The organism is Borreliella kurtenbachii (genome assembly GCF_030437945.2).
Taxonomy (GTDB): Bacteria; Spirochaetota; Spirochaetia; order Borreliales; family Borreliaceae; genus Borreliella; species Borreliella carolinensis.
Genome location: NZ_CP124058.1, coordinates 10,658 through 26,484, shown reverse-complemented (window position 1 = coordinate 26,484; position 15,827 = coordinate 10,658). Strand labels below are relative to the sequence as shown.

General features: G+C 29.4%; 17 protein-coding genes. 10 read left to right on the top strand and 7 right to left on the bottom strand.

The window, feature by feature from the left end; translation table 11 throughout:
- Positions 1-6: 6 nt before the first annotated feature.
- Positions 7-645: a BB0027 family outer member beta-barrel protein gene (locus tag QIA22_RS00700; protein WP_301611264.1), complete on the bottom strand. Its 639-nt coding sequence runs from the start codon at positions 643-645 to the stop codon at positions 7-9.
- A gap of 149 nt (positions 646-794) precedes the next feature.
- Between QIA22_RS00700 and QIA22_RS00695 the strand changes: the two genes are divergently transcribed.
- Both QIA22_RS00695 and QIA22_RS00690 read left to right on the top strand, forming a co-directional pair.
- Complete coding sequence (locus tag QIA22_RS00695) at positions 795-1,700, top strand: bifunctional 5,10-methylenetetrahydrofolate dehydrogenase/5,10-methenyltetrahydrofolate cyclohydrolase (RefSeq protein ID WP_301611263.1); 906 nt, start codon at positions 795-797, stop codon at positions 1,698-1,700.
- Entirely contained in the window at positions 1,701-2,432 is a 732-nt protein-coding gene (locus QIA22_RS00690; RefSeq protein WP_301611262.1) for a YebC/PmpR family DNA-binding transcriptional regulator, read from the top strand. It abuts the gene before it with no gap.
- Between the two features lie 6 nt (positions 2,433-2,438).
- On the opposite strand, the gene QIA22_RS00685 is transcribed toward QIA22_RS00690, so the two are convergent.
- The gene (locus QIA22_RS00685) at positions 2,439-3,581 is read right to left on the bottom strand and encodes a PQQ-dependent sugar dehydrogenase (RefSeq protein ID WP_301611261.1); all 1,143 of its coding nucleotides are present in this window, start codon (positions 3,579-3,581) and stop codon (positions 2,439-2,441) included.
- Between the two features lie 75 nt (positions 3,582-3,656).
- Between QIA22_RS00685 and ruvA the strand changes: the two genes are divergently transcribed.
- The 6 genes from ruvA to QIA22_RS00655 all read left to right on the top strand — a co-directional run bounded on the left by ruvA (position 3,657) and on the right by QIA22_RS00655 (position 9,597).
- Positions 3,657-4,250 carry a Holliday junction branch migration protein RuvA gene (ruvA, locus tag QIA22_RS00680; protein WP_301611260.1) on the top strand — a complete coding sequence of 198 codons (594 nt, stop codon included), beginning with the start codon at positions 3,657-3,659 and terminating at the stop codon, positions 4,248-4,250.
- A gap of 44 nt (positions 4,251-4,294) precedes the next feature.
- Positions 4,295-5,338 carry a Holliday junction branch migration DNA helicase RuvB gene (ruvB, locus tag QIA22_RS00675; RefSeq protein WP_301611259.1) on the top strand — a complete coding sequence of 348 codons (1,044 nt, stop codon included), beginning with the start codon at positions 4,295-4,297 and terminating at the stop codon, positions 5,336-5,338.
- On the top strand, positions 5,313-6,353 hold the full coding sequence (gene queA / locus QIA22_RS00670) for a tRNA preQ1(34) S-adenosylmethionine ribosyltransferase-isomerase QueA (RefSeq protein ID WP_301611258.1): 1,041 nt from the start codon (positions 5,313-5,315) through the stop codon (positions 6,351-6,353). Before ruvB ends, queA begins: the two co-directional genes overlap by 26 nt.
- A gap of 71 nt (positions 6,354-6,424) precedes the next feature.
- Positions 6,425-8,092: a diphosphate--fructose-6-phosphate 1-phosphotransferase gene (locus QIA22_RS00665; protein ID WP_301611257.1), complete on the top strand. Its 1,668-nt coding sequence runs from the start codon at positions 6,425-6,427 to the stop codon at positions 8,090-8,092.
- A gap of 7 nt (positions 8,093-8,099) precedes the next feature.
- Positions 8,100-8,612: a hypothetical protein gene (locus tag QIA22_RS00660; protein WP_301611256.1), complete on the top strand. Its 513-nt coding sequence runs from the start codon at positions 8,100-8,102 to the stop codon at positions 8,610-8,612.
- 4 nt (positions 8,613-8,616) lie between these two features.
- Positions 8,617-9,597, top strand: a complete 981-nt coding sequence (locus QIA22_RS00655; RefSeq protein WP_301611255.1) for an RluA family pseudouridine synthase — start codon at positions 8,617-8,619, stop codon at positions 9,595-9,597.
- Here the strand turns inward: QIA22_RS00655 and QIA22_RS00650 are convergent.
- On the bottom strand, positions 9,594-10,559 hold the full coding sequence (locus QIA22_RS00650; RefSeq protein WP_301611254.1) for a YitT family protein: 966 nt from the start codon (positions 10,557-10,559) through the stop codon (positions 9,594-9,596). The genes QIA22_RS00655 and QIA22_RS00650 overlap by 4 nt on opposite strands.
- 126 nt (positions 10,560-10,685) lie before the next feature.
- Between QIA22_RS00650 and QIA22_RS00645 the strand changes: the two genes are divergently transcribed.
- A complete protein-coding gene (locus QIA22_RS00645) occupies positions 10,686-11,060 on the top strand; it encodes a rhodanese-like domain-containing protein (protein WP_044054916.1) in 375 nt (124 codons plus the stop codon).
- Entirely contained in the window at positions 11,060-11,680 is a 621-nt protein-coding gene (udk, locus tag QIA22_RS00640) for a uridine kinase (protein ID WP_301611253.1), read from the top strand. Before QIA22_RS00645 ends, udk begins: the two co-directional genes overlap by 1 nt.
- Here the strand turns inward: udk and priA are convergent.
- From priA to QIA22_RS00620, 4 genes are read right to left on the bottom strand one after another with little or no spacing between them, the layout of a single operon-like run.
- Complete coding sequence (gene priA / locus QIA22_RS00635) at positions 11,677-13,662, bottom strand: replication restart helicase PriA (RefSeq protein WP_301611252.1); 1,986 nt, start codon at positions 13,660-13,662, stop codon at positions 11,677-11,679. The genes udk and priA overlap by 4 nt on opposite strands.
- A complete protein-coding gene (locus QIA22_RS00630) occupies positions 13,655-14,254 on the bottom strand; it encodes a uracil-DNA glycosylase family protein (RefSeq protein ID WP_301611251.1) in 600 nt (199 codons plus the stop codon). Before QIA22_RS00630 ends, priA begins: the two co-directional genes overlap by 8 nt.
- On the bottom strand, positions 14,247-14,987 hold the full coding sequence (truA, locus tag QIA22_RS00625; RefSeq protein WP_301611250.1) for a tRNA pseudouridine(38-40) synthase TruA: 741 nt from the start codon (positions 14,985-14,987) through the stop codon (positions 14,247-14,249). The genes QIA22_RS00630 and truA overlap by 8 nt, the downstream gene beginning before the upstream one ends.
- Positions 14,988-15,827: a DUF2225 domain-containing protein gene (locus QIA22_RS00620; protein WP_301611249.1), complete on the bottom strand. Its 840-nt coding sequence runs from the start codon at positions 15,825-15,827 to the stop codon at positions 14,988-14,990.

Here is a 15,827-nt window from a genome sequence, read left to right as displayed (position 1 = left end):
TTTATCCTACAATTTATTTACATTTACTGTAACTGATAATGATATAAGTGCAAAATGCGCCATTTTAGCAGAATTTCCAAATTCAAACATCATCCACCAAGATGCTGTTGCTCCGAAAGCCCATTTATAGTTAAAGTTCCATAAAATTCCAGATCCAAAAGATATTGTAGGAAGTGCATCAAAAGTTCTTAAATTTGTAATATTATTGTTTCTATCTCCATATGTATTAAGAGAAAATCCTACATTTGTGAAAACTGGAATTTGAAATAATTCTCCTATATCAAATATATAATTTAATGAAAATGTAATAGGCACGCTATAAAAAATTTTACCCACACTTGAATCTGGATTTAATATGTTAAAAGAATGGTTAATGTCAAAGTTAAACATGTATCTTAGTTCAAGCCCAATTGCCAAATTGTTTAAAATATGGTACTGGTATTTTATTGCCCCAATACCTCCCGGATATAAATTGGTGGGATAAGCTTTTGATAAGTCGTTATAAAAAACAGGAACCCCAACGCTTAAATCTATTCCTAAAGTGGAGTTTGTATGCCTATCAATATTGACTGCGGCCGTAATTTTTTTTATGTTTACGCCAATTAACAAGACTGTAATTAGTGTTATAAAAAGAGACTTTCTCATTATTCTCCGTTCTTTTAAAATTATTATCCTTGTTTATTATAGTTGAAAATAAATTTAATTACAATTTGAAATTTGGTCGTTTAGCTTTTCTTATATTGACAATCTAAGTATAATATTAAGGTAATCTTGTTAGGTTTAAGGGGTATATTTTGAATACTGTGTTTAATGGGAAAGATTTTGCGAATAAGTATTATTTAATGCTAAAAGAATTCTTAAAGCAGCATGACTTGAGAGATAAAATTGCATTAAAAGTTATTTTAGCAAATGATGAGCCTGCAAGCAAGCTTTATGTTTCAATCAAGAGTCGGGTTGCAAAAGAGATTGGCTTGAATGTTGAAGTAATTAAATTTTCTACAAACTCTCTTCAAAGCGATATTTTACAAGTGATTGATAGAGAAAATAAAAATTTAAGTACAGATGGAATTATTGTTCAATTACCCCTTTTGAAAGGCATGGATTTAAATTCTATTTTAAATGGCATAGTTTATTCAAAAGATGTTGATGGTTTATCTTTTGTTAATTTGGGAAAAATGATTTTGGGCGATAAAAAAGGATTTATTCCTTGTACAGCTCTTGCTGTATTAAAGATTTTGCGAGATGAAGGGATAAAAACATCGGGGAAAACGGTTGTTGTGGTTGGTAGAAGCCCCCTTGTAGGAAGGCCTATTTCAATATTGCTCTCATCAAAACCTTATGATGCAACTGTTATTGCTTGTCACAGTAAGAGTATTTATTTAGATGTTTATTTAAGGCAGGCAGATATTATTATTTCTGCTGTTGGTAAGCCCAAGTTAATAGATAAAAGTATGTTGTGCGGAAAACCTTATGTGATTGATATTGGTATTTCCGAAATTGAGACTGATAACGGAAAAATTCTCTCAGGCGATACGGATTTTGACAATATTAAAGAGTGCGTTAAATTTATTACTCCTGTTAAGGGAGGAATAGGGCCTGTTACGGTTCTTATGTTAATGTTTAATACAATTAAAGCTCATTTGATTAATAATAAGATGTTTGACGTTTTAAATCGGTTGGAAAAATTGGTGGAGGTATAAATGTCTGGTCACAGCAAATGGTCAACAATAAAGAGAAAAAAAGGTGCTCTTGATGCAAAGCGCAATAAAATTTTTACAAAGCTAATAAGAGAAATAACTATTGCAGCTAAAATAGGGGGTGGGGATATTGAATCTAATCCGAGACTAAGGGTAGCTGTTAATAAGGCCAAGGTTGCCAATATGCCAAAAGATAATATTGAGAAGGCAATAAAAAAGGGTATTGGCGGCAATGAAGGGGTTGAATATTTTGAAATAACTTATGAGGCTTATGCTCCTTACGGGGTGGCTCTAATGATTAAATGCTTAACAGACAATAAAAATAGAACTTCTAGTGATGTAAAAAGTGTTCTTTCAAAAGGTGGAGGATCTCTTGGTACCCCAGGTTCAGTCTCATATATGTTTTACAGAAAGGGTCTTATTGTTTACAATTTAGAAAAATATCGTGAGGATGAAATAATGGAATTTGCATTAGAAGTTGGTGTTGAAGATATTTTAGTTTCAAACAATGAAGCTGAAGTTATAACAAGTCCTGATGATTTTGACAAAGTTTTATCTTTTTTAAAAGCTAAATTTAAAGAAGAAATGGCAGAGATAGCTTTAATTCCTGAAAATAAAATTTCTTTAAACAAAGAGCAAGTAGAAAAAATAATTCTTCTTGTTGAAAAGCTTGAAGATTTTGATGATGTTCAGGAAGTAATTCATAATTTAGAGATTCCAGAAGAATTAAGTTAGTTTTATTTAAATCTTTTCGTAGTAGACCCTGTATATTTTATTTCCAAAATCATCTGTAAAAAGAATTGAGCCATCGTAATATGTGATTATATCAACAGGGCGTCCAAATTTAGAGTTATCAGGCTTTAAAAATCCATATAAAAAAGTTTTATAATTTTTTGCTGTTCTAGTTTTAAAATCAATGTCTAGTGTAGTTATTTTGTAGCCAACAGGAGAAGATCTGTTCCACGAGCCGTGTTCTGCTATGAATAATCTATTTATATATTCTTTTGGAAAGTTATTTCCTTGGTAAAAGTGTATTCCAAGTGGAGCTACATGTGCAGGAAGTTCATAAATAGATGGACTAAACTTAGTGTTTTTGGGTGCCTTGTTATAAAAACTGTAATTTTTTTGATTTTTCCCAAACAAATAGGGAAATCCAAAATGTTCTTTATATTCGGCTATTACGTTTATTTCGTCCGGGGGAATGTCGTCTCCTAATCCATCTTGGCCATTGTCGCTAAAATATATTTCATTGCTAGTTGGATGAAAATCAAACCCAACTGAGTTTCTCACCCCAAAAGCTACTATTTCTTCTTTTTTTGTTTTTAAATCGATGCTAAGGATTATTGCTTCTTTTTTTGGAGGAATTTTAGCATTGTGTTGGGATCCTATGTTTACCATTAATTTGTTATTTTTAGGATCTACTTTAATGTAGCGTCCTGAGTGCATTTTGGTATTATTTTTTGGTAAAAGTGAAAAAATTTGCATTTTCCATGTATATTCTTTATTTGATTTTATGCTTTTATTAATTTCTTCTTTTACATTTTCAACTACATATATTTTATCGACAGAAGATATATAGAGTTTATTATCCCAATAAGCAATACCAATAGGTTTTTGCAGGGTTTTTGCTATGGTATAAATTTTTTTGTTTTTTGTTACAAGGTATGCAAAATTGCTCCCGGATCCTATGAATATGTTTCCATCTTGATCGCTTGTGATTCCCCTAGGTTTTTCAATTGTATTTTTTAAAAAAATTTCGACTTTAAATCCATTGGGAACTTTTAGTGTGCTTGTTGTTTCTTCTGCTGCCACCATAGTTATAGATAAGATTAAAAAAATAGTTGTAATGAATTGAAAATAGTTATTTAGAAATTTATTTTTCATTTGGTGTCCTTTTTTACTTAAGGTTTTTGCTTTAAATTGGATGTTTCTGTGCAATATAACTTATAATTTAATTATATGATAAATAAGATTCATGGTAAAGTTATAGAAAAAAAAGAATCTAGTTTGGTTTTAATGACTACTGTTTTTGAATTTGAACTTTTAGCTAGTGCATTTTGTCTTGCTAATTTTAATTTGTCAGACAAAGTTGAGCTATTTACTTATCTTTATACGAGAGAAAATGAATTAAAACTTTTTGGATTTTTGAATTCAGATGAAAGAGAGATCTTTAAGGGTCTTATTGGAGTAAGCGGAATAGGGCCAAGGGCCGCTTTAAGAGTGTTATCCAATATAAGGTATAATGAGTTTAAGGAGGCTATTGATAGAGAAGATGTTGAGCTTGTTTCTAAAATCAAAGGTATTGGCAAAAAAATGGCTGGTAAAATGTTTTTACATCTTCAAGGCAAGCTTTTGATTAATAGTGAGCTTGAATCTACTAGCCTTTTTAGATTTAAAGAATTAGAAGAATCAATTGTTAGCATGGGATTTGATAGAAAAATTGTTAATAGTAAGATTAGAGAGGCTTTCAATTTAGCTGAATTTTCAAATTTAAAAGATTCTGAAAAGGAGCAGTTTTTATTTAAGGAGGTTTTAAAAAGAATATCAAGTTAATTGTTGGTTTTTTATAGAGAAAAAATAGTTTTTAAGGAGTATTTATGAAAGAAGAAAATGGTATAAGTTTTTTAAACTCTAATGAAAATTATTTATATGATAAGAGTGAAAATGAGCTTAGACCTAAAGTTTTTGAAGATTTTAAAGGTCAGGTTAATGTTAAAGAAACCCTTAGTATTTTTATAAGAGCTTCTAAAGAGAGAAATGAGGCCTTAGATCATGTGTTTTTAAGTGGTCCACCAGGTCTTGGGAAAACCACTCTTGCAAGTATTATTGCCTTTGAGATGAATGCTTCGATTAAAATTACTTCAGCTCCGGCTTTTGACAAGCCCAAAGATATTATTGGTATTTTAACAGGTCTTGATGAGAAGAGTGTTTTATTTATTGATGAAATACATAGACTCAGACCAATAATAGAAGAAATGCTTTGTATTGCCATGGAAGATTATGAGCTGGACTGGGTAATAGGGCAAGGCGCTAATGCAAGAACTGTTCGAATGCCACTTCCAAAATTCACATTGATTGGAGCTACTACTAAACCAGGAAAAGTAACATCTCCACTTTATGCGAGATTTGGAATTACTGCAAGATTTGAACTTTACAGCGAAATAGAGCTTGTTGAGATAATAAAGAGAAATTCTATTATTTTAAATATTGAAATAGAAGAGGATGCCGCCTTTCTTCTTGCAAGAAGTTCAAGAGGGACTCCTCGAATAGCAAATAGATTGCTAAGGAGAATAAGAGATATTGCCCAGGTAACCGGAAGTTTGGTTATTACAAGTGACATTGTTTCAATTGGGCTTGAAATGCTTAGAATTGATGGAGAAGGTCTTGATGAGCAAGATAGAAATATTTTAAGAAGCTTAATATTGAAATTTAATGGAGGACCCGTAGGTGTTGATACTTTAGCTATTTCTGTGGGAGAAACAGCAGATTCTCTTGAAGACTTTTATGAGCCTTATTTAATTATGAAAGGATTTATCAGCAGAACTCACAGAGGGCGTAAAGCTACTGAGTTTGCGTATCTTCATTTAAACTTAGAGATGAAAGAGGATAGTCTTAATGAAAACCAAAGAGTTTCATTTTAATTTGCCCTATTCTTTAATAGCTCAATATCCAAGTGAAAAAAGAGGATCTTCAAGACTAATGGTACTGGATCCTAAATTGCAAAAAATTTACCATGAAAATTCTGTAAACAATATTTTAAAATATATAAATAGCGACACTTTTATTGTTTTTAATAATTCAAAAGTTAGAAAATCAAGAATGTATGCAGAATCAGAGATGGGCAGTAATGTTGAGGTTTTAATTTTGGATAGAATTGACACCAATTTGTTTACTGCGCTTATTTCTAAGTCTAAAAAGCAAATTGTTGGAAATCTTTACAAATTTCCTGAAGGATTAATAGGTGAAATTTTGTCAAAAAATAGTAGTGAGATTGTTTTAAAATTTGATGTTGATGTTGGAGAAGATTATTTTGAAAAACATGGCTTTGTACCCATACCCCCTTATATTAAAAGAGATTATGAGAAAATGGATGAAGATCGGTATCAAACTGTTTATTCTAAATACGTTGGCTCTGCAGCTTCTGCGACTGCGGGGTTGCATTTCAGCAAGGATTTGTTTTCTGCTTTTGAAAAGAATAATATCGAATATGATTTTATCACTCTTCATGTGGGGCTTGGCACTTTTCTTCCCGTAAGATCAAAAAAGGTCGAAGAACACAATATGCATTTTGAAACTTTTTTAATAAAAGATTGTGTGGCTAAAAGATTGCAAAATGCGAAATTTCTTGGTAAAAAAATTTTATCAATTGGCACTACAACTCTTAGGGCTTTAGAGTCATCTTATGATAATAAGCTTAAGAAGTTTAAAACAGGCCAGCAAAGTACAAATCTTTTTATTTATCCCGGCAAGAACTACTGTTTTAAGTTTGTCGATATGCTTTTTACCAATTTCCACACACCACAATCTACTCTTTTGATGTTAGTATCTTCATTTGCAGGTAAAGATTTTGTGTTTAGTTCTTATGAAGAAGCTATAAATACAGGTTATAAATTTTTTTCCTATGGCGATGCTATGTTAGTTTTAAATCATATATAGATATTAATTGTGAATTATTTTAATATTTAAGTTATGATAAGGCTTAACTTAAATCATTAGGAGGAAAATGTATGAATACTTCTCTTTTTAATCAAGAAAGGCAAAAGTATGTTCCTAAATTGCCAAGCATTTTAAAAAAAGATTTTAATAATATTAGTTTGGTTTATGGAGAAAAAACCGAAGCAATTCAAGATAGACAGGCTTTAAAAGAATTTTTTAAGAATACTTATGGGTTGCCAATTGTAAGTTTTACCGAGGGAAAGTCCAATTTATCTTTTTCAAAAGCTTTAAATATTGGAATTATTCTTTCTGGAGGGCCTGCTCCTGGGGGGCATAATGTTATATCTGGTGTTTTTGATGCAATAAAAAAATTTAATCCAAATTCAAAGATTTTTGGGTTTAAAGGGGGCCCTTTGGGCCTGTTGGAAAATGACAAAATTGAACTTACTGAAAGCTTGGTAAATTCTTATAGAAATACCGGGGGTTTTGATATTGTATCTTCTGGAAGAACAAAAATAGAAACTGAAGAACATTACAGCAAAGCTCTATTTGTCGCCAAAGAAAACAATCTTAATGCAATTATTATTATTGGTGGTGATGACTCGAATACCAATGCTGCTATTCTTGCTGAGTATTTCAAAAAGAAAGGAGAGAATATTCAAGTTATTGGAGTTCCAAAGACAATTGATGCTGATCTTAAAAATGATCATATTGAAATTTCATTTGGGTTTGATTCTGCTACAAAAATTTATTCCGAGTTGATAGGTAATTTATATAGAGATGCTATGTCAACTAAAAAATATTGGCATTTTGTCAAACTTATGGGTAGGAGTGCATCTCATGTTGCTTTAGAATGTGCTTTAAAAACTCATCCAAACATTTGCATTGTGTCTGAAGAGGTTTTGGCTAAAAAGAAAACTTTGGCTGAGATTGTTGATGAAATGGTGTCTGTTATCTTAAAGAGATCTTTAAATGGGGATAATTTTGGAATAGTTATAGTTCCTGAAGGTCTGATTGAGTTTATTCCAGAAGTTAAGTCTTTAATGGTTGAATTATGTGATATTTTTGATAAAAATGAAGGTGAGTTTAAAGGGCTTAATATTGAAGAGATGAAAGAAGTTTTCGTTTCTAGGCTTAGTGATTATATGAAGAGAGTTTATTTGTCTTTGCCTTTGTTTATTCAATTTGAACTTGTAAATTCAATTTTGGAAAGAGATCCCCATGGGAATTTCAATGTTTCAAGAGTTCCTACTGAAAAATTGTTTATTGAAATGGTTCAATCAAGATTAAATGAACTGAAAAAAAGTGGAGAATATAAGGGAAGTTTTATCCCAGTTGATCATTTCTTTGGCTATGAAGGTAGAAGCGCTTTTCCTTCTAATTTTGATAGTGATTATTGTTATAGCTTGGGATATAATGCCGTTGTTCTTATTTTAAATGGTCTTACAGGCTATATGTCTTGCATAAAAAATTTAAATTTAAAACCAACAGATTGGATTGCGGGGGGAGTGCCTCTAACAATGTTGATGAACATGGAAGAGAGGTATGGAGAGAAAAAGCCTGTTATAAAAAAAGCTTTAGTTGATTTAGAAGGAAGGCCATTTAAAGAGTTTGTTAAAAATCGTGATAAGTGGGCTTTGAATAATTTGTATTCATGTCCAGGCCCTGTTCAGTATTTTGGTTCTTCTGAGATTGTTGATGAAATAACTGAGACTTTAAAGCTAGAATTATTAAAGTAGAAAGTTTATGCTTATTAGAAGCTTGTTGTTACTTTTTAGTGTTTTGAATGTTTATTCAAATTCACTTGATTATTTCAAGCCGAATTTTAATGATTTAAAGTGGAGTATTGCTAAAAGTTTGCCATTGCAAGACAAATCGACTTCCAGTGGCAATTTTATTTCTCATAAAAAAAATAATAACATGTCTGTTGCTGATAATGACGATTCTTTTCTTTATAAAAATATTCAAGAGAATAAAGCTTTAAATCTTGAAAATGATCTTGAGTCAAAATCAGCAAAAGATTTGTTTAGGTTTTCAGCTATTAGTATTGGATCTTTTCCAATAGTTTTATTTTTGAGTTTGTTTTTTTTTGATGTGGGTTACTATTTCTATGGCGGAATGAATGCAAATTATGTTCCATATCCTTTTTCAAATGGTCCTAATTTTTCAAAAGATGAGATTTATAAAAAATTTATTGTTTCAGCTTCCATTGGAGCAATAGTTGCATTAACTATTGCTTTAATTGATTATTTTCTTTAATGATATGATAAGACTTAAGAGAGAATTTACCGTTAAAGAAAATGCTTTAAGATTGGATCTTTACTTATCAAGCAATTTAGAGGTTTTTACTAGAAGTCAGATCAAAAGAAGAAATGTAGAAGCGTTTAAAAAGAGTAATGGAAAATTTTTAAAGATAAGATTGTCCAAACCTGTTTTTAAAGATGATGAAATACTGATTGAATTTGACGAGGAGAGTAGTCAAATTGACTGCCTTAGGCCGAGTAATATTCCTATTTCTATAATTTATGAAGATTCTAATGTTATTGTTTTGAATAAACCCCAAGGAATTTTGAGTCATCCTGGAATATCGCATTGGGATGATACTGTTGTGAATTTTCTTTTATATCATATAAAAAGCTTGAAAATTGATTTTAATGAAGAAAAAATTAGACCCGGAATTGTTCACAGATTAGATAAAGATACTTCTGGAGTGCTAATTTGTGCAAAAAATATTAGCACCTTAAGATTTTTAGCTCAGCAGTTTAAGGATAAAAGGACAAATAAAGTTTACATTGCAATTGTTAAGGGTAATTTTAATAGTTTTTTTGGAAGTATTGAATCTTTTATAGATAGAGATAAATACAATAGGAAAAGATTTAGTGTTTCTAAAGATAGAGGTAAAAAGGCATTAACAGAATATAAATTGTTGCTCAATTTTGGAGGATATTCTCTTTTAGCTTTAAAGCCTAAAACCGGCCGCACTCATCAATTGAGAGTTCATATGAAATATCTTAATTTTCCGATATTGGGAGATGAGGTTTATGGCAGAGCAGATGGCAGTTTAAAAAAAATCACCCTAATGCTTCATTCTTATAAGCTTGAAATTGATATTGGAAACAAATCTTTTGGGAAATTCATTTCTGAATTTCCTAAAAGATTTGTTATTTTTTTGTCAAATTTTTACAAGAGCGATGAATTGAATTTGATTATTGATAATTTGGTTCTCTTTTTAAGAGATTTTTAATTTAAAATTTCTTGTTTTGATGAGATTGGGTCGGTTATTATTTTGCCTCCAGTGATTTCATTAGTGTTAATAACAGTAATGAAACAATTTGGATCAACTTTTTGTGATATATACTTAATTCTTGATAAACGCATTATTGGAACTACTATAAATACTATAGTTTTTTCTGCTCCTGCCCAAGCTCCTTTACCGTCTATTAATGTAGCAGCTAATTTTAACTTGTTTGTAAGAAGATAAGCAATTTCTTTCCCTTTATCTGAAATGATTAATATTGCTTTTTGATTGCCAAATCCAGTGCTTGTTTTGTCTGTCATGATGGATGTTACAAATGATGCTATTAGCGTATAAAGTGCGATTTCAATATTAAAGAAAAAGGTTGCAAGCATTAATACTGCTAGATTGACAATGAAGTTTGTTGTTCCAATACTAATTGAGTATTTTTCTTTAATAATCATAGCAATTATATCTGACCCCCCCGAAGATCCCTTACCTTTAAATACTAGTCCAAGTCCAAGCCCAGAAATAAGTCCAGCCAGTATTGATACAAGCATCATGTCGTTAAGATGTATTTTATTTTGTAAAAACTGGGAGTAGTTTATGATAATAGAATATAATCCCATTGAAATCCAACTTTGAATTATAAATGTTATGTTTAAAAATTTTATTCCAATAAGAAATAATGGTATGTTTAATGCAAATATTGTCCACCCTAAATTAAAGTTTAACAGGTAATGCAGCATTAATGAAATACCCCCAATCCCCCCACTAAGAAGCCCATGAGGAATATACAAAACATTGGTGGAAATTGCCATTAGTGCAGATCCTAAAATTATTTGTATTGTGTTATCAAATATTAATTTGGGATTTTTAGTTATAGTCTTTATTTTTTTTATTAGTATTATGAACAATAGTTTGAGTTTTTTTTTAATCCTACGACAACGTATCTTTTTTTTCTTTTTCATCTTAATGCGAGCTACTTTTAAGCTACAAGCTAGTAATTTACTTGAATTCTATATTAATTTTGCAAAAAAAACAATTTTATTCACTTTTTTTATTTTTTTTGATATCATGTTCATAAAACTATGGCGATGAATTATGCGAGATTTGCAGTATTAATAGTTCTGCTTTTTTTTTATATTTGGTTTTTTATTATCCTTAGGATGAAAAGAGCCAATATGTTTTTGTTGGAAAAAATCCAAAATGGAGCAAAAATTTTGGATATTCGATCTCCCAAAGAATATAGTAAGTCTCATTATTTAAAATCAATTAACATTCCTTTTAATAATTTATTTGCTAAAAAGGATAAATTAGGTGATTTTGAGTCCCAAATAATTGTTTATGGTAAAAGTTTTAATAAGTCTTACGAGGCTAAAAAAGTTTTAAAAAGCATGGGATTTAAGAATGTGTTTGTGGCTGGTACTTTGAAAGACATGCCACAAGCGAAAAAAAAAGAAGTTGGTTGATGGCGAAGATTATTGGGATATCTGGTGGTTCTGGAAGCGGAAAAAGTACAGTTGTAAGCAAGATTAGTGAGTTTATTCCAGAATTTGTCCTTATTTCTCAAGACAATTACTATAAGAGTGTGGGTGACTATGAAAATGAATTTTCTAAGGTAAATTTTGATCATCCGGATGCTTTTGATAATAATTTGTTTTACGAACATTTAAAAAATTTAAAAAAAAATAGTCCAATAGATATGCCCCTTTACGATTTTATTAATCATAAAAGACAGCTTAAAACGGTTTTAGTTGTTCCAACTCCTGTTGTTATTGTTGAGGGCATTATGATCTTTGTTGAAGAGAGAGTAAGAAATTTAATAGATCTTAAAATATATATTGACACCCCAAATGATATTAGATTTATTAGGCGCTTAAGAAGAGATATTTCTAAAAGAGGGCGTACTGTAGAGTCGGTTATTGATCAGTATTTGAACACCACTAGATGGGGTTATTATAGGTTTATTGAGCCCACCAAAGAATATGCGGATCTTATTATTCCTGAGGGAGGTCACAATGATAAAGCTTTATACGTGCTTTCAACGTTTCTTAAGTCTTTAAGTAAAGAAGGCCTAGATTTTACCTAAATTAATGATATTGGATAATAATCTATTTCAATGTAAACAGTATTTGTCATTTTTACCTTTTCTTTTGTCTTGTTAACTAGTTTTTCAAGCAGGCTGTAGGATTTTGACAAGTAAATTATATTATATCTGTAATTGTTAGATATTTTTTTCATAATAGCTTCTGATGGGCCTAAGTGTTCAATTCCTTCTTGCAAAAATTCTTTAGATTTTTCAAAAAATTCCCAACATTTTTGTTTAACAGATTCTTCATTTTTGCTTCTAAATATTATTCTAATAATTTTGTTAAACGGAGGATAGTTCAATTTTTTTCTTATATCTAGTTCCTGTTCGTAAAATTGTTCATATTGGTTCTTATAAGCATATTTTATGGCGTAATAATTGGGATTTTTTGTTTGTATAATAATTGTGTTGTCATTTTTGAATCTTGCGGCTCTTCCCATAATTTGTGAGAGTGTTGTAAAAATTCTTTCGCTACTTCTAAAATCAGGTAGTCCCATTCCAATGTCTGCGTTGATTATACCTAGTGTTTTTATATTTTCAAAATTGAATCCTTTTGCAATGATTTGTGTTCCGATAAGTATGTCTATCTCTTTATTTTCGAACTTATTTATTGAATCTATATTTTCTATTTTTGTAATATCGGAATCGATTCTTGCAATTTTTGCATTTGGTAAAAATTTTTTTAATTCTTTTTCAACAAGTTGAATTCCATAAGTTTTGTATTTAATATCTTTTGATTCGCATTGAGGGCAATGGCTTGTTGTTTTTGTTTTATAACTACAATAGTGGCATAAAAGTTTGTTTTCTTTTTTGTGGTAAATCAAGCCAAATGAGCAATTTGGACAACAAATTGTATGCCCGCATTCGTTGCATTCGAGATTTTTTAGATATCCCCTTTTATTAATGAAAATTAAAGATTGTCTTTTTTCATTTAAACTTTTTTGTATACTGTATAACAGCTCTGATGAAATTGTGCTAGATTCTTTTTTCATGTTTATTATTTTTATATCTTTTATTTTGCTTTGAGAGAATTTGTTTTGCATTATTATTTTTTTTATTTGGTTATTTTTCATTGCGTAGTATGCTTCAAGAGAAGGTGTTGCACTTCCCATTATAAATTTTGCATTAAATTTTTTTTGCAAAAAAAATGATATGTGTCTTGAGTGAAATTTTGGGGTATTTTCAGATTTGTATGTAGCTTCGTGTTCTTCGTCCATAATTATTAGTTTTAATTTGGTAAAAGGCAGCATTAGAACACTTTTTATGCCAACGACAACTAGGCTTTCTCCATTTTTGACTTTATTCCATATTAAATTTTTATTAGAATTTGAAACTTTAGAGTTATATTCATAAATCTTATGGTGCATATTTAATGCATATTTTATTCTTTTTATTATTTGATATCCTAATGATATTTCAGGAATTAAAAAAAGCACTTGTTGTTCTAGTGCTAAATAGTATTCACACAATTTGATAAATATTTCAGTTTTTCCAGATCCAGGTATTCCAAAAAGGTAAAAAACATTAGTTGTTTCTGACTCTATAATTTCTTTGTAAATACTTTGTTGTTCACTGTTTAGCTGAAGATACTTTTTATGATCTGAATGCTTCTCATTTGTTGAAGGTAATGTTTGGGGTTTTTTAGATTTTGAATTTTTAGGTAACCCAAAGAATAAAGTTTCTCCAAATCCCGAAAATGTTTTTTTACTAATCCAATGTGCTAAATTAATGTTATGTTCTGTTATTATTTTAGTTGTATCTATTATTTTGATAATTTCTTTTATTTTGAATTCAAATTTTTCTTTGAATTCGTCTTCAAAATATTTTTTAATAATTATTCCAATTTTATTGGATCCATTGAAATTAACCATTACTCTTATTCCAATTTCTAGATTCAAGTTAAATTTGTAAAAAAAAAGTTTATTTAAAGGAATATTTATTGCAATTTCATAGTAATAAGTTGAATGACAATGCTCAACCATATTTTATTATGCCCTTTATTATTTTTAAATCTTGCCATATTTCTTTTTTTAATTCTGGATTTTTTATTTGATTTGTAGGAAGATATGTAAAAACTAATGGAATGCCTTTAAATCTTAGCTCTATTCCTCTTACAATTTGAATTCTTAATGGTTGATTTAAGAAAAAATCTATTTCTTCGCAAGATAAAATTGCTTTAGGATTTTTGTTGCTTATTTCTAAGTTAAGTGATTCAATAGTGTCTATTATTTTATAATTGTGTATGTTTATGCTTTTGCACCATTTTGTTACAATATCCCTTGAGGTTTCGTTGAGGTAGTTTTTGTTTACATATATTATGATGTGATCGTTGATATTTTTTTCTTGTATGCTATTATTTAGCAATATTTTTATTGAATTTTTGTTTTCTAAAGGTAATTTTGTAGGTTCTTTGCTATTTTCGTTTGTTTGATAAATTTTAGTGTTTTTGGCTTTTTCTATTTTTTGTTTAATTTCATTGTTTATTTCTTCAAAATTTTCTGTAATTTTGCCTTCGATATTATTTTTCAATATTTTAAGTAAAAAAAGTTTTTTAGTTAAAATACTATTATTCATAGTAAACCCTGTCTAAAAATAAAGCATTTGCAGGTGCAGTTGTTCTTGCAAGGTTTCTATTTTTAGATTTTAGTATTGTTTCAAAAGTAGAAATTGATTCGTTTTTTATTTCAATGTCTAGCATTGTGCCTATTATTGACCTTACCATTTTCCACAAAAAAGAAGATCCTATTATTTCAAAAATAATATATTTTCCTCTTTTTTTAAATTTGGCAAAATGTATATGCCTAAATTTAGATTTGCTTTTATCTTTTATGCATGAAAATGTGGTAAAATCATGGTTTCCAATCAATGTTTTAGCCATTTGGTTTAAATTGCTTATGTTTAGTTTTTTATTTACATAGTGAGCTTGATAGCTTTCCCAGGGATAGTAGTTGTCGCTATTTAATATACAATAGCTGTATTTTCTTTTTTGGGCGCTAAAACGTGGATGAAACGAATTTTTCACATATTTGAGCTTTAATATTTTTATACTGGTTTTTAATAATATTGCATTTAAAGCTTTTTTTAAATTGTTGATCTTAATGTTAATACCTATATCAAAAGTTATGATTTGTCTTTTTGCATGAACGCCCTTATCTGTTCTTCCAGATGAATGAATTTTTACCTTTTTTTTGTTGATTTTCATTAGAGCTTTTTCAATTTCTCCTTGAACTGTAGGCTTTGTTGGTTGTATTTGAAATCCATGGTATATGGATCCGTCGTAAGCGATTTCAGCTAATATTTTTTTCATTTATTTAAGATTTTTCATTTCCTTTGATATTTTAAAGTAAACTTCTTTGATCTTATCTATAAGTATTGAAGGCTTTTCTTTTGAAAATTTACCCATGCCTGCTATTTTAGAAAGAGTGGTTTTTATGTCGTTTAATTGTTTGTATCTGTATTCTTTATTGTCTTTATTTCCATAAAAGTATTCTAGAAGACCTGATAAATATAGCACACTGTCATAGCCATAATTTTTATCTGTATCTGGGCCAAATATGGTTGATGCGCTAACAGGTTCTGAATTGTCTTTATCTTTTTCAATAACTAGTTTATAAAGATAAGCAGCTTTGTGATAAAATATTTTTTGAAGATAATTATAGTTTTTATTTGGTTCTTCTTTTTCAAGGTCTTCAAATGTCCAAGCGGCTCTTATTGCTGACTTTGCTTGATTTAATGTGGGGTTATGGTTCTTTTCCAGATGCTCATAACATAGCATGGCAAGAATATAGCTTGCAGCTCCTTCTTTTAATGTCCTAGGTTTACTGAAGTTGATCATGTTGTCAAAAATCGCATTTATTTTTTTTCTTTCGTATTTTTTATTTTGTAAAATTTCTTTCTTGTTTTTAGGGATTGAATTAAATTCACTTGAGAATGCCGCAAAGTAGCATTTTGGGCATACTGTTACAGAATATATCCTAGGATAAATGTTGCCATATTTGTCGTTTTTTATATACTCTCTTTTTAGATCAATTTTTAACTCTCCAGCTATTAATCTACTACTTCCAGTCAAAAATTCTTCTTTTTGGAATTTAAAAGAGCATACAGGACATTCAATTTTTTCTTTTGTAAAATATGATATTTTTTTCAT